At 37.0% G+C, this 24,311-nt stretch carries 12 protein-coding genes; 8 read left to right on the top strand and 4 right to left on the bottom strand.

The genetic code is table 11. The features are described from left to right. Window positions 1–183: 183 nt before the first annotated feature. The 4 genes from EO244_RS05465 to EO244_RS05450 form a co-directional block, all read right to left on the bottom strand. A complete protein-coding gene (locus EO244_RS05465) occupies window positions 184–2,493 on the bottom strand; it encodes a glycoside hydrolase family 65 protein (protein WP_129253645.1) in 2,310 nt (769 codons plus the stop codon). Between the two features lie 111 nt (window positions 2,494–2,604). After that, on the bottom strand, window positions 2,605–3,261 hold the full coding sequence (gene pgmB, locus EO244_RS05460; RefSeq protein WP_129253644.1) for a beta-phosphoglucomutase: 657 nt from the start codon (window positions 3,259–3,261) through the stop codon (window positions 2,605–2,607). A 43-nt stretch (window positions 3,262–3,304) separates the two neighbouring features. Next, window positions 3,305–4,702 (bottom strand): MFS transporter, encoded by a 1,398-nt coding sequence (locus EO244_RS05455; protein ID WP_129253643.1) that lies wholly within the window; start codon window positions 4,700–4,702, stop codon window positions 3,305–3,307. Window positions 4,703–5,203: 501 nt separating this feature from the next. After that, the gene (locus EO244_RS05450; protein WP_129253642.1) at window positions 5,204–6,226 is read right to left on the bottom strand and encodes a LacI family DNA-binding transcriptional regulator; all 1,023 of its coding nucleotides are present in this window, start codon (window positions 6,224–6,226) and stop codon (window positions 5,204–5,206) included. Window positions 6,227–6,720: 494 nt separating this feature from the next. Between EO244_RS05450 and EO244_RS05445 the strand changes: the two genes are divergently transcribed. The 8 genes from EO244_RS05445 (at window position 6,721) to EO244_RS05410 (ending at window position 24,270) form a co-directional block, all read left to right on the top strand. Beyond that, window positions 6,721–9,693, top strand: coding sequence for a SusC/RagA family TonB-linked outer membrane protein (locus EO244_RS05445; protein ID WP_129253641.1), 2,973 nt, complete (start codon window positions 6,721–6,723; stop codon window positions 9,691–9,693). Window positions 9,694–9,704: 11 nt separating this feature from the next. Continuing rightward, the gene (locus EO244_RS05440) at window positions 9,705–11,288 is read left to right on the top strand and encodes a RagB/SusD family nutrient uptake outer membrane protein (protein WP_129253640.1); all 1,584 of its coding nucleotides are present in this window, start codon (window positions 9,705–9,707) and stop codon (window positions 11,286–11,288) included. Between the two features lie 17 nt (window positions 11,289–11,305). Continuing rightward, the gene (locus EO244_RS05435) at window positions 11,306–12,439 is read left to right on the top strand and encodes a SusE domain-containing protein (protein WP_129253639.1); all 1,134 of its coding nucleotides are present in this window, start codon (window positions 11,306–11,308) and stop codon (window positions 12,437–12,439) included. A gap of 890 nt (window positions 12,440–13,329) precedes the next feature. Beyond that, window positions 13,330–16,302: a SusC/RagA family TonB-linked outer membrane protein gene (locus tag EO244_RS05430; RefSeq protein WP_129253638.1), complete on the top strand. Its 2,973-nt coding sequence runs from the start codon at window positions 13,330–13,332 to the stop codon at window positions 16,300–16,302. 19 nt (window positions 16,303–16,321) lie between these two features. Further along, on the top strand, window positions 16,322–17,887 hold the full coding sequence (locus EO244_RS05425) for a RagB/SusD family nutrient uptake outer membrane protein (protein ID WP_206734489.1): 1,566 nt from the start codon (window positions 16,322–16,324) through the stop codon (window positions 17,885–17,887). Window positions 17,888–17,907: 20 nt separating this feature from the next. Then, window positions 17,908–19,008 carry a SusF/SusE family outer membrane protein gene (locus EO244_RS05420; RefSeq protein ID WP_129253636.1) on the top strand — a complete coding sequence of 367 codons (1,101 nt, stop codon included), beginning with the start codon at window positions 17,908–17,910 and terminating at the stop codon, window positions 19,006–19,008. Window positions 19,009–19,010: 2 nt separating this feature from the next. After that, window positions 19,011–20,747, top strand: coding sequence for a SusF/SusE family outer membrane protein (locus tag EO244_RS05415; protein ID WP_129253635.1), 1,737 nt, complete (start codon window positions 19,011–19,013; stop codon window positions 20,745–20,747). Between the two features lie 139 nt (window positions 20,748–20,886). Beyond that, window positions 20,887–24,270 carry an alpha-amylase family glycosyl hydrolase gene (locus tag EO244_RS05410; protein ID WP_129253634.1) on the top strand — a complete coding sequence of 1,128 codons (3,384 nt, stop codon included), beginning with the start codon at window positions 20,887–20,889 and terminating at the stop codon, window positions 24,268–24,270. Window positions 24,271–24,311 lie beyond the last annotated feature (41 nt).

The raw sequence follows: 24,311 nt of genomic DNA, 5'->3' as shown, positions 1-24,311 counted from the left end.
TCGGTTGTTGTTTACCCGATAAATATCGGAAGCTTGGTTGTTAAGTTATTTGATTCGCAAAACATACCGGTTGAAAATACATCTTAGCAAATCCTTTTTTGTACTGAGTTAAAAGGTAAAAAAATTGGCTTGCACTCCTTGTTCTTATACACAATTCAGCAAGCCAACTTTTCATTAGAGAGATTAGTTTTCTATAACAAGACTACTGCTCTTCTCAATTTTATATTCATCATCTTTGATAAAGATTGAAATGTCTTCACCTTCTTCATTTATAACACCAACTTCCTCAGCTGACACATAAATATTAAGCAGGTTACCACGGAACAATACTTTAAAAGAATAAGATTGCCATTTTTCAGGAATTAAAGGCTTCAGGCTAAGTTGTCCGTTAACCACACGCATACCTCCAAAACCTTCTACAATTGACATCCATGTACCAGCCATACTGGTAATATGAAGACCTTCATGAGCTTCGCGATTATAGTCGTCCAAATCCAAACGAGACGTTCTTAAATACATTTCGTAAGCACTGTCGATATCCCCGATTTTTGAAGCCAAAATAGAATGGATACATGGTGATAAAGACGACTCGTGAAGGGTTCTAGGCTCGTAGAAGTTATAGTTCTTCTTAATGGTTTCCAGATCGTAGTTCTCTTCAAACAAATAAATGCCTTGCAAAACATCGGCTTGTTTGATAAAACATGAACGCAGAATTCTATCCCAAGACCAGAATTGGTTGATCGGACGGAATTGAGGATCCAAATCAGAAGCCATCAATTGCTCCTTGTCCATGAAACCATCTTGCTGCATGAAAACACCGGTTTCCTCGTCAACAGGGAAATGCATGTTTTCAATAATATCATTCCATCTGGTCGTTTCGGTTTCGAAATCGAAATTCAGAGCTTTAATAATTTCCTCGTAACGCGCAGGATTACTTTCCTTCACATATTTAAAGGCTTCCTGAGTATACGACATACACCAACAAGCAATGGTATTGGTATACCAGTTGTTGTTCACGTTATTTTCGTATTCATTAGGTCCGGTAACGCCAAGCATCACATATTTCTTTTTCGCCTCAGAGAACGTAATTCTCTGGCTCCAGAAACGTGAAATACCCACCAAAACATCCAGGCCATATTCAGCAAGGTACGCTTGATCATCGGTGTGACGGATGTAATTGTAAATGGCAAAAGCAATGGCTCCATTACGGTGAATTTCTTCAAAGGTAATCTCCCACTCATTATGACACTCTTCACCATTCATGGTTACCATAGGATAAAGAGCAGCTCCATTTGTAAATCCTAATTTCTCAGCATTCTCAATCGCTTTTTGCAATTGTTTATGACGATAAATCAACAGATTACGAGTCACCTCAGGACGGGATGTACTCAAATAGAAAGGTACACAATAAGCTTCAGTGTCCCAATAAGTCGATCCGCCATATTTCTCACCGGTAAAACCTTTAGGTCCGATATTCAAACGCTCATCTTCGCCCGTATAGGTTTGATTCAACTGGAAAATATTGAAACGAATAGCCTGCTGAGCAGCCACATCCCCTTCAATCACAATATCAGAGATCGACCATTTTTCAGCCCAGGCAGCAACATGCTCTTCTAATAAAGCGCCATATCCTTTTTCGAAAGCTGTAGCAGAAACCTTAGCTGCATTACCACTGATTTCAGTTTTACTGTGATTCAATGAACTTAAAACACTTACATATTTGTAAAAGCTTAGCTCATCATCTTGCTCAACATCAAATTCAACTGTGTTGGCAACATATTTCTCCTTTTCGATGATATTAGCAGTCGCAGCCACATCCTGTCCGTTCTTTAAAACCTTATAACGCATGTTCATGCAAACATGGAAATCAAGTTTTTTGGTACGTGCAGTAATATAAGCTTCACCAGTCATCGATTTGGTGTTCAGGATATCCCAGAATTTCTCATCATAGTTCGAGTCTTCGTTTTTAACGTCAGCATCGATGTAAGAGTTGAAACTAATTTTACCATCGAAGTTTAGTGCGGTCACCGAATAGCGAATCACACCCACTTCAGAAGTCACAATACTTAAAAATCTTTTAGCTTCGATTTTCACCTTATTGCCATTGCTCATTGTAGCCACAAAAGAACGCTCCAATACGCCTTCTTTCATGTTTAGCGTACGAACAAACTCACTCACTTCACATTTTGCTAAATCAAGCATTTCCCCGTTTATTTTAACGTCGATGCCAATCCAGTTTGGCGCATTAAGCACCTTAGCAAAATATTCAGGGTATCCGTTTTTCCACCAACCTACTCGGGTTTTGTCCGGATAATAAACCCCTGCAATGTACGTTCCTTGTAAAGTCTCGCCGGAATATTGCTCTTCGAACATAGCGCGTTGCCCCATATTTCCGTTACCAAGACTAAATATACTTTCTGATGATCGATGATTTTCAGGTGTAAACCCTTCTTCAATGATACACCACTCATCATGTTTTAAATACTCGTTCATTTTTCTTCAAGTTTTAGATTACAGTCCCAATAAAGATTGAGAGCAGATAGTAATCTGCTACATTTAATTGAAAAGCTTTTGATCTACCATGCGACAAAAGCCATCGTACTCTTATTTTAATCCAGATTCCATTTTCTCAAAAGAAAAGCCCTCAAAACCCGGAACAACGAAATTGGCCTTATTTAACACCTCAGGTGAACCAATTCCGACACAACGCATACCGCCATTTATTGCGGCTTCAATACCAGCTTCTGCATCTTCAAACACAACACAATTTTCAGGATCGTAGCCTAAAAGTTCAGCGCCTTTAAGAAACACCTCCGGATCCGGCTTAGCCTTACTAACATGTGTTCCATCAACAATCGCATCGAAATATGGGGTTAGTTCCAATTGATTGAGAATGGTCATAGCATTCTTACTTGCAGAGCCCAAGGCTATTTTAATACCCTTGGCTTTTAAATCCTCGAAGAAATCCTTCACACCAGGAAGAATTTCATCAGGTGTCATCTTCAGAATATATTCCAAATATTCCTCGTTCTTTTTAGCAGCCAATTTCAATTGCGTTTCCTCATCCAGATCAACGCCTCCAATTTCCATTAGAATCTCCAAAGAACGCATACGGCTCACACCCTTCAAACGTTCATTATCCTCCTCTGTAAAATCGAAGCCCAATCCATTGGCCAAGCTTTTCCAAGCTATATAGTGGTATTTCGCAGTATCAACGACAACACCATCTAAATCAAAAATACATGCACTAATCGCTCCCATGGGATTTTTTTTATAGTAATAAACAGTAATTGAAATATCAAAATTAGTTCACAGCTTTAGCTTGCTTAACAAACATAACCGAGATGGCTCCCAAAATCATGCAGACACCGCATAAAACCAGAACATATATGGCTTCACCATTGAAAAATTCTTTCAAAATTGGACCACCAACAAAACCACTAATAATCTGAGGACCTGCAATTGTGAAATTAAAAATCCCCATGAAAATGCCCATTTTATCGGCTGGCAATGTGTCAGATAAAATAGCATAAGGCATTGCCAAAATAGCTGCCCAGGCAATTCCAACTCCAACCATAGGTATTAACCAATAAACTGCACTTGAAGGCACATCAACCTGTGTTATCAATAAGTTTAAATGGATCATGTCTCCACCCGAAAACATCAGGGTAGACAAAAAGCCAAGACCACCCAATAAAAGAGATACACTATAAACCGTTTTACGACCTATTTTAGTGGCCATTCGTGACATGAAAATTGAAAATATAGCTGCAAACAAACTGTAACCGGCAAATAAAATACCAACCCAGTTACCCGCATCCTGATAAGCTTTTGAAGACGTATCGCTTATTGGGCAGCTCCAAATGTGTTGAGCTACAGCTGAAGTTGTATAAACCCACATTAAATACAATGCGAACCAAGAGAAGAATTGAACAATAGCAAGTTGCAACATGGTCTTAGGCGTTTGCTTTAACAAACGGAAAAATCCCATGATTCCTTTCTCACTCGGATCCTTCTTTTTAGTCAAATCAAGTCCCTTGTATTCTGCATATTCCTTAGGAGGGTATTCTTTTGTTCTGAATACAGTCCAAATAACAGAAAGCAAGAGAGCACCACCACCTATGTAGAAAGACCAAACGACAGAAGAAGGCACTTCTCCATCAGGAGCAACATTGGCAACTCCCAATACATTGGTTAACACAAAAGGTAAAATAGAACCCAGAACAGCACCCGTATTAATCAGGAAACTCTGTACAGAATAACCAAGGTTACGTTGTTCTGAAGGTACCATATCGGCTACTAAAGCTCTAAAAGGTTGCATTGTAATATTAAAGGAACCATCCATAATGGCAAACATTAAGGCTCCAAATACCAAGGCTGGTACTAAATACACTGCAATACCCGCATTGGGCAAAAAGAACATGGCTAAGGCTGCAACAAAAGCACCTCCAAAAATGTATGGTCCTCTACGTCCCAATCGATTCCAGGTTCTATCACTCGCGCCCCCAACTATAGGCTGAACAATTAAGCCCATGACAGGAGCAGCTAACCAAAAAAGTGAAAGGTGATGCAAATCAGCACCTAAATTCGATAGAATACGACTGACGTTGGCTCCCTGCAAAGCAAACCCCATCTGTATTCCAAGAAAACCAAAACTCACATTCCAAATTTGCCAAAAATTTAAACGAGGTTGTTTCTTCATTAGATTATCGTTTTGAATGGTATTATAATTATCAAACTACACATTGCAATCTGAAAAGGGATATTTTCTTAAAACGAAGCTATCGAAAACGATAACAGTAAATTACAAAAAAATATCGTCAGAATTGAGACACAAGATAGGCTAACTCAGCATGTGCCACCTTAAAAAAAAGGATACCAATCCCAATTAAGCTGAGCTATAGCTCAGCTTGAGATCAATAATAAAGGAAGTAATTATTCAATATAGTCGGAATAGAGGTTTCCCTCTGGAATTCAAAATTAGACTAAATTTTACAGAATATCAAAAAACAAAACAAATATAGAATTCACAAAAGCCCATAAACAGTGAGCTAAACAGCATTTCAAACGGTTGCGAAACAAATTTTAAAAAGTAAAAAAAAATATTAAAATAGAATCATTTTAAGCTATAGCCATAAAAAAATATCTCTAAAAGCACCAAATTGCTAATAGAGATATCCCCTCAATATCTAAAAGGTTAAAATTACTCCTTGTATCTGGTTGATTCCCTGACCACCAGTGACGTTTTAACAACGCGAGTAACAGGTTCATAATCCATACTCCTGTCTTTTATTCTTTCAAGTAACAGCTCAGTCGCTTTTAACCCAACCTCATGACCATGTTGCTCTAAAGTAGTTAAGGCCGGATCTGTCACACGAGACACGATCCCATCAGTAAAACCAATAATTGAAATATCCTCCGGAACACGCAAACCCGCTTTCTTAACAACTGACAAAGCCCCGGCCGCAGTCAATTCGTTCACCGCAAATATCGCATCAGGACGCTCGGGAAGATTCAATAATAGAGGTACCAACTCTTTAGCTTCGTCAAAACTGTCACACTTTATAATCAAATCTTCGTCAATCTTATGTTTATTCTTAATTAATGCCTGACGATAGCCTTGTAATCTATTTTGTCCCAAAAGCATATGCTGTGGTGCCGACAAATGCGCAATTCGTTTACAGCCTGTATCAATTAAATGTTGGACCGCTGAAAAAGCACCTGTAAAATCATCAACAATCACATTATCAGAGGATAATTCATTACAAATTCGATCAAAGAATACAATTGGTATTCCATTTCTTCTCAATTCACGGAAATGATCATAATCTTTAGTTTCTTTTGACATCGAAACCAAAATGCCATCAACCCGACTGGATAATAAAGCTTGCGTATTATCCAGCTCACGTTCATAAGATTCATCGGACTGAAAAATCATAACATTATAGCCACCGTCGTGAGCTATTTTCTCGATACCACTGATAACCGAAGAAAAAAAGTGATGAACAATCTCAGGAATAATCACACCTATAACATTACTCTTACTACTTCTCAAACTTAAAGCAACGGCATTGGGTTTATAATGCCAGGCTTTTGCCAAAGCATTGACCGCCTCCTTCGTCTTTACGCTTATATCCGGATGATCTTTTAAAGCTCTTGATACTGTTGAAGCTGAAATACCTAACTCTTTAGCGATATCTTTTATGGTTACCTGTCCGCTTCTCATATATTTTCTTTTTTTTTTTACTAAAACAACATATTCCCATTCAAGGTCTTCATAGCCCGTAAAATTAGACTTTATCCAGATTTTGATTTCCTTCAAGTGTAAATATAAGAATAAATCAACAATTAATATTGACTTCCCGCTCCTCTCAAGCATGCAAATATATGTATATAGAAATATCACGCGTTTGCGGTGACGTTTGCAGTGATTTTAGAGCTATTCTCATTCATTCAATTCAATGATTAATGGCACGCTTTCTACCTTTAGCCCCGAAAATAATTAAGGCTAACTATAGATTTAGATAACAATTAATTTACAGTAAAGGAAAATTCATAGTCGGAAACATTGAGTTCAATAATTGTAAGTTGGTTGCTAAATCAAAAAACATGATAAAATAATGGAATAGATTCCAACAAATCTCGAAAACGATTTAAAAAGAACCTTATTTCAAAAAACATCATCAACACGAACTTCTTATTTACATTAAACTTTTATTTATGAAACTTAACATTAGTATGTTCAGAAAACTGCTTCTCTTGTTAGTTATGGTATGCTCTTTTACCATTACACAGGCTCAGGAAAAAGTAGTATCTGGTACAGTTACCGATGCAAACGATGGCATGGGAATCCCTGGTGTTTCTGTAGTTGTTAAAGGAACCACTACGGGTACAAGTACTGACTTTGATGGTCATTTTTCCATTTCTGCCGAAGCATCTTCAACTTTGGTATTTTCTTTTATTGGATATAAAAGTCAGGAAATAGCCGTTGGCGATCAAACTAATTTTAATATTGTTTTATCAACCAACACCGAAAACCTTTCCGAAGTTGTTGTGATTGGTTACGGACAAGTTAAAAAAGAAGATGCTACGGGGTCTGTTATTGCCATCAAATCAGATGATTTTAACAAAGGATCCATTTCTTCACCACAGGAACTATTAACAGGTAAAATGCCAGGTGTAACAATTACCTCAGGAGGTGGCGCACCAGGCTCTGGTTCTACCATTCGTATTCGAGGAGGATCTTCTCTATTTGCTAGTAATGATCCTCTTATTATTATTGATGGTGTACCTGTGAGCAGCGATGCCGTTTCAGGTATGCGCAACCCGTTAAATACAATCAATCCTAATGATATTGAGACTTTCACGGTATTAAAAGATGCCTCAGCAACAGCAATTTATGGTTCAAGAGCTTCTAATGGTGTTATTCTTGTAACAACAAAGAAAGGTAAAAAGGGACAGGTTTTAAAAGTCAATTATTCTGGAAATGTTTCGGTTAACACTATTGCAAAACAGATTAACCTGCTTAATACCGAAGAGCTAGGTGAAGCTATTCAACAATACTATCCTGCCAAAGTTGATTTATTAGGCACCGAAAATACAGACTGGCAAAAAGAAATCTTCGAAACGTCAATCAGTCACGATCACAACATTAACTTCTCCGGTTCAGAATACAACACGCCTTACCGCGTATCTATAGGGTATACTGATCAGGAAGGGATCTTGAAGACTTCAAATTTAGAACGTTATACAGGTGCATTAACCTTAAACCCTAGTTTCTTTGAAAATCACTTAAAAGTGAACATTAATGCAAAAGGTCTATATATTAAGAATCGTTTTGCTGATACCGGAGCAATAGGTAATGCCCTTGCATTTGACCCAAGCCGTCCTGTAAAATCAGAGGATTCTAAATACGACAAATACGGCAACTACTATACTTACTTTAATGGTGATGTTAGAGACGTATTAGCACCTACAAATCCATTAGCTCTATTAAATCAAAAAAGCAACACCTCTGAAGTAAAACGTTTCATTGGTAATACTCAATTGGACTATAAGTTCCATTTCTTACCTGAACTTAGAGCCAATTTGAATGTGGCATACGATTACTCAAAATCAGAAGGTGATGTGATTGAAGATGCTGAAGCTGCCTGGACTGAATCCAATAACGGGAATGGTTCGAGAAAAGCTTATTCGCAAGAAAAGAAAAACGAATTGGTAGAATTCTATTTAAACTATAAAAAAGATTTTGACCAATTTGATTCAAAAATTGATTTGGTTGGAGGATATTCGTGGCAACATTTTTGGAGAGAAGATGCTAATAGTGCAACAACCACATTTGATCAGTCTTTTGAAAAATCACCAGCTTCACAATCTGGAACTGAAAATTACTTAGTTTCATTTTTTGGACGTATGAACTATACATTCAAAGATCGTTACTTATTAACCTTCACTCTTCGTCAGGATGGATCTTCAAGATTCTCGAAAGACAATCGTTGGGGACTTTTCCCATCTGCTGCTTTTGCATGGCGAATGAATGAAGAACTTTTCTTAAAGAAATTTGAGAAACTATCTAACTTGAAATTACGTTTAGGTTATGGTGTAACAGGTCAACAAGAAATTGGACAAGGAGATTATCCTTATCAGGGGATCTATAACATTGGTAATGACCAGGCTCGCTATCAATTTGGAGATACTTACTACAACACAATCCGTCCTAGTGCCTATGACGAGCATATCAAATGGGAAGAGACCACCACTTATAATATTGGTTTAGACTTTGGTTTCTTCAACAACAGATTAAATGGTAGTGTCGATGCTTATAAGCGAAAAACTAAAGATTTGATCAATTTAATTGATGTACCTGCTGGTTCAAACCTTAAAAACCGTATTGTAACCAATATTGGTTCTCTTGAAAATGAAGGACTAGAGATTGCTTTAAACGGAATTATTATTGCAAATGATGACTGGAATTGGGAATTGAATGCCAATGCCGCTTACAATAAAAATGAAATCACCAAATTAACCGACTCAAATGATCCTAACTTCAAAGGGGTCTTTACAGGCGGAATTTCTGGTGGTACCGGAAATAACATCCAAATTAACAGCACGGGGCATACTACAAATGCATTCTATGTTTATCAACAAATGTATGATGTAAATGGAAAACCTCTTGAAGGTGTTTATGTTGACCGTAACAACGATGGTCAAATCACACTTGAGGGAGATCGTTATATCTACCAAAAACCATCGGCTGACTGGACTTTCGGATTTGGATCTAATTTGGGTTACAAGAAATGGACACTATCGATGAATGCACGTTTGAGTTTAGGTAATTACGTTTACAACAACATCGAATCAGACAAAGGTCATTTCGAAGGGGTTGTTAGTTCACTAAACAATATTACGAACCGTGTGGCTGATGCCAATGACGCTAAATTCTTTACAGCTCAATACCACTCAGATTATTTTATTCAGAATGCTTCATTCTTTAAGCTGGATAATGTTACTCTAGGTTATGATTTAGGGAAAGTTTGCCAAGATAAACTAAACATCTATTTGTATACGACCGTTCAAAACGTATTCACCATTACAGATTACAAAGGATTGGATCCTGAGATATTTGGTGGTATTGACAATAACATCTACCCAAGACCAAGAACATTCCTATTGGGAGTAAACGTTAATTTCTAATTCATTTCGATATGAAAACTAATATAAAAAAATATATACTGATGGCTGCTGTAGCTTTAGGCTCAACATTAACTTCGTGTGTTGACGACCTGGATACAACGCCTATCGATCCTAATTATAAATCAGGAGATAAGATTTATGTTTCTGCTGAATCATACAAACAAGGGCTATCGAAACTTTACGGTTCGTTTGTACTAGCAGGACAAGAAGGAGCTGGAGGAAATGCTGATATTGCCGGGGGAGATCCAGGTTCTACGGTTTATACCCGTTTATTATTCTATTGTCAGGAACTCTCAACCGATGCTGCTATTGCTGCTTGGAATGATGGTGACATCAAAGAATTTCATAATCAAAAATGGACTTCAGGTAACGGTTTTGTGGGAAATATGTACACTCGCTTGTACCTAACTATCGGTTTCATCAATCAATATTTAAGAGATACTGAACCTGGGAAACTAATCAGCTCTCTAACTAGCGACGATCTTAAAAACATTGAGCAGTATAGAGCTGAAGCACGCCTACTTAGAGCAATGGTTTACTACAATGCTTTAGACTTATTTGGTAGTGTACCTATTCTTACAGAAGCTGACCCTGTAGGTAAGTTTAAACCCGAACAGAAAACCCGTAAAGAAATATTCACATTTGTTGAAGCTGAAGTTAGTGAAATTGAAAGTCTGCTAGCTGAACCAGGCAACAATGAATATGGACGTATTGACAAAGGCGCTGCATGGGCTCTTATGGCAAGAATGTATTTAAATGCTGAAGTTTACATCAACGAAGTAAAATACACCGAATGTATCGATTACTGTAAAAAAATCATGCCTTTCTACTCTTTAAATGACAGTTATGAGGAACTATTCATGGCTGACAATCATTTAAGAACCAATGAAATGATATTTGCATTTGCATGCGACGGATTAAATTCTCAAACATACGGAGCAACAACTTATCTTATTCATGCTGCAATTGGTGGTGATTATGTACCTGCCAATGCCGGTATTAACGGTGGTTGGGGTGGAAACCGTGTAACCTCTGCTTTCGTAAACAAATTTGATCAGAATAACGATAAGAGAGCGATGTTCTTTACTGAAGGGCAGTCTCTTGAAATTGATCAAATTGGCGAATTTACCGAAGGTTATATGCTGGTAAAATACACCAACAAAAATTCTGATGGCACTAATGGATCTGATGATAATTTTGTTGACACTGATTTCCCAATATTCCGTTTAGCTGACGTTTATTTAATGTATGCTGAATCTGTTTTACGCGGTGGAAATGGCGGATCATTAGGTGAGGCAACGTCATATATCAATCAACTAAGAACTCGTGCCTACGGTAATACTTCCGGAAACATTACAGAAGCAGATCTAACTCTTGATTTTATTATTGATGAAAGAGCCAGAGAACTTTCTTGGGAATGTATGAGAAGAACAGATCTTATCCGCTTTGGTCAATTTAGTAACTCTAAATATTTATGGCCTTGGAAAGGTGGTCTTAAAGATGGTAAATCAGTAGATGCACACTACAACCTATATCCTATTCCATTAAGCGAATTAAATTCAAATTCGAATTTAACTCCAACTCCTGGTTACTAATCTAAATTCAATTGAAGATGAAAAAAATATTATATTCTACATTATTTGCTGGATTAGCCCTATTATCAGGCTGTACTGAAGATGAAGATCAGGTGTACATGAGTGCTAATCCGGTACAACCAGTGCTTCAACTTCCTGAAAATGGAGAAGCTTATATTATAAGCGAAGCCTCTGGCGAAAACAAGCTTGCATTCAAATGGTCAGATGCTGATTTTGGAGCACCAACTGAGATTACCTATAAACTACAAGCTGATAAAGATGGTGGTGATTTCTCAAAACCTATCGAACTGGGGGAAACAACCAATAATTTTATAAGTCTGAAAAGTAGTGCTGTAAACGGAATATTGGTACGAAATGATTTTGAAGCTGAAAAACCAGTGATCGTTCTATTAAGAGTTACAGCTTCAATTTCTTCTAACATTGCTCCTATTACTTCTGAAGTAATTGAAACAAGTTTCACCTTATACAAATTAGCAGACCCTAATGATGATGGTTCGCGCATTTATATGGTGGGTGCAGCTGTTCCTGCCGGATGGAATCCTGGAGATGCTGTTGAAATGGTTAATATTGCACCGAATATTTATCGTGCAACAACTACCTTTGCAGTAGATCGTTTCCGTTTCTTGGGACAAAAAGACTGGAGTCCGGTTTCATACAACTTCCCATTCTTCACCGGCAAGGTTGATAATAATTTCGAAAATGCCAGACAGGCAGACAGAGAAGATGGTGACGAAAACCTTTGGTTTAAAGGAACTCCGGGCGAATACACAATAACAGTTGATTTAAACACGCAATCAATTATACTGGATGCAGCTCATACAGATGATAATTCCAGAATATATATTGTTGGAGCAGGTGTTCCTGATGCTGGCTGGGATCCTGGCAAAGCAGTTGAAATGGTAAACATTGCGCCCAATGTGTATCAAACAGTTACTGAATTTGCAATAGATCGTTTCCGCTTTCTGGAACAAAAAGACTGGGGACCAACCTCATACAATTTTCCATTCTTTAATGGTGGTGTAAGCTCTAACCTAGAGAATGCCAGACAAGCCGATAGAGAAGATGGCGATGAAAACCTCTGGTTCAAAGGAACTGCAGGAAAACACATTATAACTGTTGACCTTGAGAATAAAACCGTAGAAATTTATTGATACTTCAAAGAGGGAATCCAGAAACGGATTCCCTCTTTTTTTTTTGACTTTCATTTTCATATGATTTAAATAATATGATTTCTCAACGCCAAATATTGTTGAGTTATCTTCTCTTTACCGGATCAAGATTCCTATCAAACCATCCACCCCACAACATAGTGGAGTATATATCTTCAGCGATTAACCCCAGCTCCCTAAAAACAGCCCGTTTTAAAAAAAAATGTTGAAAATATCCCCCCGATCCAACCATTCTTACTTATATAAAAACAAAAGACCCAATATCCACCACCTCTTTCATTTCTCAGACTTTAATTTGAATAGTCGCGAAACTTTTAGCGTATTGACTATAAAATCTCAAGAACTAAAGCGATATCTTTTTAACATTTATTCACTTCTCATAAATTTTTCTTATATTAGTATGTCAACTGAATTTCGTAAAACACTGATAATAGACGAAATATGACATGAAATAAACTTCTACTCTCTAATTTGAAAACGCATATAAGAATAATTTAACAATTAATTTAAACCTTATTCTTTAACACACATATTCAAATATACATATACTAACATATCAAACGTTTGCGGTGACGTTTGCGACGATTTTATAAGCTTTTAACATTCATTAACTTATACGATTAATCAAGCACTTCATATATTTATATAGAAAATAATTAAGGCTAACTTAAGATTTAGACAACACTTGTGTACAATAAAGGAAGAATCATAGTCGGAAACATTGAGTTCAATAATTGTAAACTAGTTCCTAAATCTAAACTTGATAGAATAATGAAATAAAGTTTAATTACTATCGAAAACGATTGAAATTAAATTCTATCTCTTAAAACTATCATTACATCTAACTTCTTATTTATCTTAAATTTACATTTATGAAACTTAACATTAGTATGTTCAGAAAACTACTTCTCTTGTTAGTTATGGTATGCTCTTTTACCATTACACAAGCTCAGGAAAAAGTAGTCACTGGTACAGTTACCGATGCAAACGATGGCATGGGAATACCCGGCGTTTCTGTAGTTGTTAAAGGAACAACTGTAGGTACAAGTACAGACATTGACGGTAAATTCACCGTCACAGCCGATGCCACATCAACCCTTGTATTTTCTTTTATTGGTTATAAAACTCAGGAAATACTTGTTGGAGATCAGACCCAAATTAATATTGCTATGAGTGCCGATGTAGAACAGCTTTCCGAAGTTGTTATTGTTGGTTACGGTCAAGTTCGAAAAGAAGATGCTACAGGAGCGGTCTTTTCATTAAAATCTGATGACTTTAACCAAGGGTCTACCAGTTCTCCTCAAGATTTAATCGTTGGTAAAGTTGCCGGGGTACAAATCATCAGTGATGGTGGAGCTCCGGGTTCTGGAGCAACGATTCGTATTCGTGGAGGATCTTCAATGTCAGCAAGTAATGATCCATTAATTGTAATTGATGGAATGCCTTTGGATAATAAAGCAATTGATGGGATGAGTAATGTTTTAAGCTCATTAAACCCCAACGATATTGAAACATTTACCGTTTTAAAAGATGCATCAGCAACTGCAATTTACGGTTCACGTGCATCGAATGGTGTCATCCTTATTACAACTAAAAAAGGGAAAGCTGGTCAAAAAATACAAATCACATATGACAATAAATTTTCAATAGGTAAAATTAAAGAAACTGTTGATGTTTTAAGTGCTGAGGAGTATAGAGCTTTAGTTAATGAAAGAGCTTTAACAAACTCTTCAGTCAACCCTGCATTAATGGGCAAAGCATCAACAGATTGGCAAGATGAGATCTACAGAGATGCAACAGGTCAGGAACATAACCTTGGTATTTCAGGTTCATACAAAAACATTCCGTTTCGAGTTTCAGCTGGTTACACCGATCAAAAGGGAATTTTGCAGACTTCTGAAATGCAGAGAACTACTGGAACTTTAAATTTGAACCCTAGCTTTTTAGATGATCATTTAAAAATAAACATGGGTGTTAAATACATGATGATTGAAAACCAATTTGCTGATAAAGGAGCTATCGGAAGTGCATTACGTTATGACCCAACACAATCTGTTTTTAACAAGACTGGAATTTATGGTGGTTATACAACATGGTTAATGGGAGATGGATCCAGAAACGTTAATGGAACCCGTAATCCGGTTGCTCAATTACAACAAAAAGATGATAAATCGAATGTTTCAAGAGTAATCGCAGATTTTCAAGCAGATTATAAATTACATTTTCTTCCGGATTTAAAAGCTAGTATGAAATTAGGCTATGACTACTCTGATAGTGAAGGTGATGTTGATACTGACCTGGATGCTTCATGGGTACAAAAAGAATCTGATGTAGTAAAAAATGATTATACTCAGGAGAAAAAAAATGAATTACTCGACTTTTATCTTACTTATGACAAAGACCTTCCATCATTAAGCAGTAAAATTAATGTTATGGGTGGTTATGAGTGGCAGCATTTCTGGTCAAAATCATCATCTCGAGATACTGACAGAAATAATATTATTCAAAAAGATTCAAAAGATGAGACAGAAAACTATTTGGTTTCATTCTTTGGCCGGGCCAACTACACATTCATGGATAAATATATCCTGACTGGTACAATACGTAAAGACGGTTCCTCAAGATTCCACAAAGACAACAGATGGGGTACTTTCCCTTCAGCAGCTTTTGCATGGAGAATGAGTGAAGAAGCCTTCGTTAAAAATATTGAGGCAATTAGTAATATTAAGCTTCGTTTGGGATATGGTATTACAGGTCAGCAGGAATTAGGCCAAGGGGACTATCCTTATATGGGAACCTACCGATTAAGTGATTCTAAAACACGATACCAATTCGGGAATCAGTTTTATACTCTAATAAGACCTGATGGATACGACGAAGGCTTACAATGGGAAAAAACGACTACTTATAATGCAGGTATCGACTTTGGATTCTTTAATAACAGACTGAATGGTACTTTTGATTTGTATAAACGTAAAACAAAAGATTTATTGAACACAATCCCTGTACCTGCAGGAACAAACTTTACTGATAGATTACTAACAAATGTTGGTGACTTGGAAAATAATGGATTTGAATTCTCAGTTAACGCAATTGTATTGGATAAAGATGATTTGTATTGGGAACTTGGATTTAATCTTGCTTATAACAAAAACGAGATTACTCGTTTGACAAATTATGATGATCCTAATTACAAAGGTGTTGAAACTGGAGACATTAGTGGCGTTGGTGTTGGTAATACGATCCAAATTAATGCTGTTGGGCACTCATTAAATACATTTTATGTATACGAGCAAGTGTACAACGCTAATGGAAAACCCATTGAAGGATTATACGTAGACAGGAACAAAGATGGTCAGATCACATCTGCCGATAAATATTATGCCAAGGATCCTGCCCAAGATTACAATATGGGATTTTCATCTTATATCAAATATAAAGACTTCGATTTTGGATTTAACGGTCGAATCGGCATTGGAGGACAGATTTACAATAATGTTATTGTCGGGGGTCGATACCAGGAGATGACAGTCAACGAATACTTGACTAATATGCCGTCAGAAATTAATAAATCAAAGTTTGAGACTGCTCAACAATATTCTGATTATTTCCTTGAAGACGCTTCATATTTGAGAATAGATAATATCACTCTGGGTTATAACTTCACTAAATTATTAAAACCTCTTCTAGGTTTTGATATGAACGCAAGAGCATTTGCAACTGTTCAGAATGCATTTGTATTTACAGATTACAGTGGATTAGATCCTGAAGTTAATGGAGGTATTGACAATGATGTATATCCAAGACCAAGAACCTTCTTGTTTGGATTAAACGTGAAATTTTAATTGATAAATGTTATTAATTATGAATAAGAAATATTTTAAAACAAATTATATCATGATAGCATTTGCATTAATATTTGCATGTGTATCGTGTGTTGATGATTTGAATACGCTACCTCTTGATGAGGATATAAAAACTAGAGAAAATGTCCTAACTGATGCGGAGTCGTATAAACAACTTTTAGCAAAATGTTATGCAGGCCTAATTCTAGGCGGACAAACAGGTGTTGATGACAATCCTGATATCAGTAGTATCAATGGTGGTTTTTCATCATATCTAAGACTATTATGGAATCACCAGGAACTACCAACTGATGAGGCTATTTGTGCATGGAACGATGGTAATTTAAGAGACTTACACGATCAGGACTGGGACAGTTCAAACGAGTTTGTTAAGGCAATGTACTATCGAATAGCACTTCAGATTACTTATTGCAATAATCTGATTAAACTCACAAGCGATAAACCAGAGTATAAAGCCTTCAGTGATGAAGCCCGAGCTTTAAGAGCTTTGAGCTACTATCACATGCTTGATATGTTTGGTCGTGGTCCATTTGTAACCGAAGAAGATCAAATTGGCTCATTTTTCTTCCCCGAAATGGTTACTCAAAAAGAACTATTCAAATATATCGAGGATGAACTAACAGCTATTGAGACAGACTTAGCAGAACCAAGAACAAATGAGTATGGCAGGGCAGATAAAGGTCTGGCTTGGGCTATTCTGGCTAAAATGTACTTAAATGCAGAAGTCTATATTGATGAACCAAGATACACTGATGCGATTACTTACTGTAATAAAATTATTAATGGTGGCTACTCAATTGAATCTACTTATGCCAATTTGTTCCTAGCCGACAATCATTTGAGAACTAACGAAATCATTTTCCCAATAGCTGCAGATGGTAATAGCACTCAAACCTGGGGTGGAATGACTTTCCTTCTTCACTCAACAGTCGGAGGTGATATGCCTGCAAGTGAGTCGGGTATCGACGGTGGATGGGGTGGTAACAGAACCACTAAAGCTTTTGTGAACCTGTTTCCAGATGTTACCGGAACTGATAAAAGAGGCATGTTCTATACCGAAGGACAAAATTTGGAAATAGCAGATATTTTCAACTTTAGAGATGGGTATGCATTACGTAAGTTTAAGAATATTACGTCGACCGGGGCTGTTGGATCTAATTTATCATTCCCCGATACAGATTTTCCTCTTTTCAGATTAGCTGACTTCTACCTAGTATATGCGGAAGCAGTCCTTCTTGGTGGTACAGGTGGAACAAAAGGACAAGCTGTAATTTACATCAACGAACTTAGAGCCAGAGCATATGGCGATACATCAGGAAACATCACTGAGTCCGATTTAACTTTGGATTTTATTCTTGACGAAAGAGGACGTGAACTTTATTGGGAATGTCACAGAAGAACCGATCTTGTTCGATTTAAAAAATTAACAGGCGGTGCATACAATTGGCCATGGAAAGGCGCTGTTGCCAATGGAAAAGCTACAGATGAAAAATATAATGTATTTCCTATTCCATCCTCAGACATAAATGCAAATCCTAATCTGTCGAACATCTCAGGTTACTAATCGATATTAAATAATACGTTATGAAGAATTTAAAATATATACTAATATTACTTCTCGCAGTAAGCCTTTTTTCATGTGAGGATGATGATATTTTGAAATTGAATGATTCAAAGTATATGCCAGCAACTAATATTACTGGTTTTGGCGAAACTTTGATAATATCAAAAGCTATAAAAGCTGAGACTATTCAGGTATCGTATACACCTGCTTCATATGGAATAGATATTGTGGTAACAGATATCCTTCAATTTTCTGCTACAGCAGATTTTTCTAAACCTGTTAGTTTTGATATTAGTCCGTCAGAAAATACATACACATTCACTGTAGGGGCCATTAATGAACTGCTAACAGAATCACTAGAATTACCTGTAGATATAGAAACTACAGTTTATGCAAGAATAATGACAAATTCATTAAATGGAGTTGAGACTCAATATTCTTCAGTGGTAAACTTTAAAACAACACCGTATCTGGATATTCTATTTGCACCAGAAACATTCTATCTGTTTGGAGATGGTGTAGGGCGCGTAGCACAGAACAACAAACTTAAACTAAACAAAGTTTGGGGTGAAGATGATGCCTGGATGATTGTTTGGATGGAAGCAACAGGAAGCTTTAAGCTTTGTTCTGATGAAAACTACAAGGGGGTTATCGGAAGAATTGGAGACCCTGTGAATGGAGAATATACTTTAGGAACCAATTTAGGTACACCTGAAGAAAGAGGTGAAGATATTCCTGTTCCTGGAACAGCAGGATATTATACAGTTGGTGTAAATCTGGCAACAAATACGATGATTATAGAGCCTGCTAATGTTTATGTATGTGGACCTACTATCGGCGACGTGTGGCCTACTAGTTCTGTTACTGAAGAGAACAAATTTAAGTTAGATGCTGATAATAAGAAGATGTATTTAACTAAAAGCTATTCTGCTGGCGAACTAAGACTTCATGTAACACATCCTTATATTTCCGCTTCTGACTGGTGGCATGCTGAATTCATATTCCTTAATGGCAAAATTGAATACAGAGCAGATGGCGGTGATCAGAAAAGATTTAATATTAACGCAGGTGAACAGACTATAGAGCTTGACTTTATTAATCAAACTGGTAAAATTGAATAAAAATGAAAAACATAAAATATTTATTTATATCTCTATTGGCAGTTTTCTTTATCGCCTGTGAAGACGATTTTGAAACGCCAAATGTTACCGTACCTGTTCAAGGAACAGCTCCGGTACTCGAAGAAGTCACAGAGGCTATAGATCTGATTCTTGAGAAAAAAAATGAAAAGGATACTGTAGTCAACTTAAGCTGGTCTGCTGCAACATATGCCGATCCTATTGGGGTTAGATACTACATTCAGGTTGATACCGTAGGTAATGAGTTCAAAAATGCCTTAGAATTTGAACGAGTTTCTACAACTACCACATCAATTACAGTAGGTGCCCTGAATACTTTAATATCCACAAAATATGCCCCTGCTAAATTGGTGGAGCTTGAAGTTCGAATCAGAGCTTTTGCTAATGAGGATCTTGATAATTTGTACACTGCTTCGTTTACAATGAAGGTGACTCCATATCTTGATGTGGCTATTCCTTCTGAACTGTACATTTTTGGAAATGCTACTAGTGCTACTGAAATATCTGCAGCATTAAAAGCTTTTGGTTCTGATGATATTTTTACAAAGTACCTGAAACTTACTAAAGATAGTCTGTTTAAATTTTCAGATAAGCAAGCAAGCGACGGGTTTGACTATAACTTTGGTAAATTTGCTACTGTTTCTGAAAATATTGAAGCTGCCGGAGACGATGCCGGAAATTTCAAATTTACAGGCGAAACAGGCTGGTATGCTGTAACAGCTGATTTTATGTCAAGCTCGCTAACAATTACTCCTTATATGGTTGAATCAACTACTTATGGATATGACTACGATAATCTTTATATAGTAGGTGGTTACAATTCTACAGACCCATTTTGGGATGCTGCGAATGCGGTTGCAATGACTAAAAAGAGTGAAGGTGTTTTCACTATTGAAAAAGAATTACAAGACGGTGCTGAATTCAAATTTATAGGACAACAAAGCTGGGGCGATCTTGATTGGGGTAACATCGCTGAAAAAGGCCAGTCAGGTATCTTAGCTCCTAAAGGAAAGAATGATAACATCACTTTTGATGGTGCTGATGCTGTTTACAACATTACAGTCAACCTTAATGCTGGTACTTATACCATTGAAGCTAAACCTGTTTACCCAACAGAACTCTACATGACAGGTAATGGTGTTGGTCCGGATGATGAGAACTGGGATTGGAAAAACAAACTGCAATTTGTTCCTGTTCACAGTCATCCTGAATTATTCTGGAAAATTGTGTGGATGAAAGGTAGTGGTAACTTTAAATGTGCACCTCAACCAGCATGGTCAAATGACTTTGGTAGAGAAGGTGATGCTGTCAATGGTGTCTACACTAAAGGAGGAACCGACATTCCTGTTCCTTCAACTGAAGGCTATTACATGGTTGTTGTTGATTTGGAAAATAACACTATCGAAATTGCCGAACCTAAGGTTTATGGGATGGGTAATGTATTCGGTGGATGGGATGGTGGAGATCCTGCCGATCTATTCACAGTTGACAATGCCAACAAAGTGATCAAATTTGATGGTGTTCCTAACGATGGAGAATTAAGAATGTATGTTGATGCTCCAACCTTGAACTGTGACTGGTGGCAAGCTGAATTCATCGTTCTTGATGGCATGATTGAATTTAGAGGAACTGGAGGGGATCAGACAAGAGTAAATGTTACCGCAGGTGACAATATCTCTCTTAACTTTTTAACAGGTGCTGGTTCTATCACAACTCCGTAATAAAAATAACAAGCATATAAGGTAGCCATATGGCTACCTTATCTCAAATAACTAAATGCAATTAGTAACTAATCTGGTTGCTGATTGCATTTTTTAATCTAAAATAATAAGAGGATTCAATCAACAGAAGAAGCTTGCTATGAAGAAACTTTACACATATTTCACCTTACTTTTCCTGCTAATATCATTCATTAGTCAGGCTCAGATTATCACAACCTCTCCCACCTTTCCTACTGAAAGTAATGAAGTAACCATCACTTATGACGCTACATTAGGAACCGGAGGTTTGAAGGACTACACTGGAGATGTTTATGCTCACACTGGTGTAATTACCGATAAAAGTACCTCAGATACCGACTGGAAATATGCACCAACCTGGGGTGATAACAGCGCAAAATACAAATTAACATCACTCGGAAACAATAAGTGGCAACTTACAATCACACCTAGCGTACGTGAATATTATGGCGTAGCCGAGGGTGAAAAAATATTAAAAATGGCCTTCGTCTTTCGTTCTGCAGACAATTCTTTAGAAGGTAAGGATGAGGGGGGAAAAGACATTTACGTTGAGGTTAGTGAAGGTGGATTAAACGTGAGTTTCATCGCTCCCACTGACAATAAAATCATAACCAAAAACGAAGACTTACAAATTGAAGTGCAATCAAATGCAAGTGACAACCTGACTTTATATTTTGATGGTATACAAAACAGCACAACCAATGAAACAACAATCACAACTTCAGTTTCAACTGCTATGGCTGGAAATCATGAGTTGGTTGCCGTGGCAACAAAAGGATTAGATGAAATAAGAGATACTTTACATTTCTTTGTGCGTGAAGATGTAGTCTCAGCAACAATACCTACCGGGGTTATTCCAGGAATAAACTATATTGATGACAATACTCTTACTCTGGCTTTATATGCTCCTAAAAAGGAATACATTTATGTAATTGGAGACTTCACAAACTGGAAATTCAACAATACCTACCAAATGAAAAAGGATGGGGATTATTTTTGGTTAACAATTGATAACCTAACAGCAGGCAAAGAGTATATATACCAATACGTAATTGATGGCGATATAAAAATTGCAGATCCGTATGCAGATAAATTACTTGATCCATGGAACGATCAATACATATCCAATACAACCTATCCTAATTTAATTGCATACCCTAGTGATAAAACAAGTGAAATTGCGAGTGTATTCCAAACCGCTCAAACAAGCTACAGCTGGACCGATTCAGGCTTCACTGTTCCTGATAAAAAAGATCTTGTTATTTATGAATTGCATGTTCGCGACTTTGTTTCTACAGGTAATATTAAAACCGTAAAAGATACCTTAGATTATTTGGAACGATTGGGTGTTAATGCAATTGAACTGATGCCTTTCAACGAATTCGAAGGCAATGATTCATGGGGATATAACCCATCCTTTTACTTTGCTCCTGACAAAGCTTATGGTACAAAAGAGGATTACAAAGCCTTTGTCAATGAATGTCACAAACGAGGAATAGCCGTTTTGATGGATATGGTATTGAACCATTCTTTTGGTCAATCTCCGTTCCTTCGCATGTATTTCGATGGAACAAAGCCTACTGCTGAAAGTCCTTGGTATAATGTGGAAAATAATTTCGAAAACCCGGATGCACACTGGGGATACGATTTCAATCATACCAGTCAGGCTACCAAAGATCTAGTTGATCGAATTAATGCCTATTGGATGACTGAATATCACATTGATGGTTTTCGATTCGATTTCACGAAGGGTTTTTCAAATACGCCACATAGTAATTCAACAGATCCATGGGGAAGTCAATACGATCAACAAAGAATTGATATATTAGAAAGGATGGCTACTGAAATCTGGAACGTAAAATCAGATGCCCTCGTTATTTTTGAACACTTATCAGAAAATTCCGAAGAAAAAGAACTGGCGGCTCATGGAATTATGCTTTGGGGAAATGCCAATCATGATTATAACGAAGCTACTAAAGGTTATAGTTCAAATTTTAGTTGGACTTCCTGGAAAAACAGAGGTTGGGATGGCCCCAAAGTGGTTAGCTATATGGAAAGTCACGACGAAGAACGCATGATGTACCGAAATCTAACAGAAGGTTCTTCTTTAGATGGTTATAATGTAAGAAATCTGAAAACTGCCCTTTCAAGAATAGAAACCGCTACTACATTCTTCTTACCCATTCCTGGACCAAAGATGATCTGGCAGTTTGGCGAATTGGGATATGATATCTCAATTGATCAGGGGGGGAGAACGAGCAAAAAGCCAATTCACTGGGAATATCAAGATGATCCAAACCGAAAAAGAGTTTACCAGGTATTCGCAGCACTTGCTAAAATCAAAAAGGAAGAAATTGCCTTCGAATCTAGCGATTTCAGCCTGAATACCAACCAACCTTTAAAGCAAATTGAGATTAACCACGCCGATATGGATATACGCATCATTGGTAACTTCGATGTTAAAACGGGTAATATCTCTCCAAAATTTAGTAAAACTGGTACATGGTATGATTACTTCTCTGGCTCAGAAATTAGCGTAACAGACATTAATGTCAACATCGAACTTGCTCCTGGAGAATATCATATCTATACAACAAAACAATTAACTACTCCTAATATAATTTCTGCTCCTGTAGCATCAAATATTCTTATAACCGGAACAGCCAAAGAAAACGAAACACTAACTGCCTCTTACTCCTACTCCGATATAAATGGTGATGCAGAAGGAACATCAATTTACAGGTGGTACCGGGCAGATGATGTCAATGGCACTAATGAAATAGGTATTACGGGGGCAACAAATATAACTTACACCCCTGGTGCTGATGATCGTTATAAATTCATTCGCTTTTCAGTTACACCTGTAGCACAAACTGGGGAATTATTTCAGGGAGATATTGTCTATAGTACTTACTCAGACAAAATAGTTTCCCTTATGAATCCTCCTGTTGCTAGTAATTTAGCTATCAGTGGTGAATTCATACAAGACGCAGTTATAACAGCTTCATATACTTATACCGATGGAGAGGGGGATACTGAAGGAAACTCTATTATCCAATGGTATCGGGCTGATGATCAATCCGGAACTAATGAGTCAGCTATTCAGGGAGCTAATGCACTTGAATACACAATTGCTCGTAAAGATGTAGGACGCTATTTACGTTTCTCTGTAACACCTAAAGCCATAAGTGGAGAGTATTTGATTGGAACACAAGTCTATTCTGACTATTCTGACGAAATCGACTATTCAACAGGAATTGATGATATTGTGGATGAAGAACTAAATATCTATCCAAATCCTGTACAAGACATGCTGCATCTGGATAATTTGACCCAGGTTAAACGTGTCAGTCTTTACAGCCTTACAGGAAAAACCATTCTTTATAAGAATAACCCGAATAGCAACGAAATACTTGATCTCAGTCATCTAAATCAGGGTGTTTATATTATCGTTTTTGATTTTCAAGACAATAGCCGACTGTCGAGAAAAGTTATAAAAGAATAAGTGTTTCTTATTCATGATAATCCCACTCAGCACACCTGAGT

It is taken from the genome of Ancylomarina salipaludis, from assembly GCF_004122035.1.
GTDB classification, from domain to species: domain Bacteria; phylum Bacteroidota; class Bacteroidia; order Bacteroidales; family Marinifilaceae; genus Ancylomarina; species Ancylomarina salipaludis.
The sequence above is the reverse complement of the archived record's forward strand: the minus strand, read 5'-3'. Positions and strand labels throughout refer to the sequence as shown.

Coding starts and splice junctions, on each gene's coding strand:
- EO244_RS05435 (WP_129253639.1), top strand. CDS start 11,306: ATGAAAAAAATATTATATTCTACATTATTTGCTGGATTAGCCCTATTA.
- EO244_RS05445 (WP_129253641.1), top strand. CDS start 6,721: ATGAAACTTAACATTAGTATGTTCAGAAAACTGCTTCTCTTGTTAGTT.
- EO244_RS05455 (WP_129253643.1), bottom strand. CDS start 4,702: ATGAAGAAACAACCTCGTTTAAATTTTTGGCAAATTTGGAATGTGAGT.
- EO244_RS05415 (WP_129253635.1), top strand. CDS start 19,011: ATGAAAAACATAAAATATTTATTTATATCTCTATTGGCAGTTTTCTTT.
- EO244_RS05440 (WP_129253640.1), top strand. CDS start 9,705: ATGAAAACTAATATAAAAAAATATATACTGATGGCTGCTGTAGCTTTA.
- pgmB (WP_129253644.1), bottom strand. CDS start 3,261: ATGGGAGCGATTAGTGCATGTATTTTTGATTTAGATGGTGTTGTCGTT.
- EO244_RS05425 (WP_206734489.1), top strand. CDS start 16,322: ATGAATAAGAAATATTTTAAAACAAATTATATCATGATAGCATTTGCA.
- EO244_RS05450 (WP_129253642.1), bottom strand. CDS start 6,226: ATGAGAAGCGGACAGGTAACCATAAAAGATATCGCTAAAGAGTTAGGT.
- EO244_RS05420 (WP_129253636.1), top strand. CDS start 17,908: ATGAAGAATTTAAAATATATACTAATATTACTTCTCGCAGTAAGCCTT.
- EO244_RS05465 (WP_129253645.1), bottom strand. CDS start 2,493: ATGAACGAGTATTTAAAACATGATGAGTGGTGTATCATTGAAGAAGGG.
- EO244_RS05410 (WP_129253634.1), top strand. CDS start 20,887: ATGAAGAAACTTTACACATATTTCACCTTACTTTTCCTGCTAATATCA.
- EO244_RS05430 (WP_129253638.1), top strand. CDS start 13,330: ATGAAACTTAACATTAGTATGTTCAGAAAACTACTTCTCTTGTTAGTT.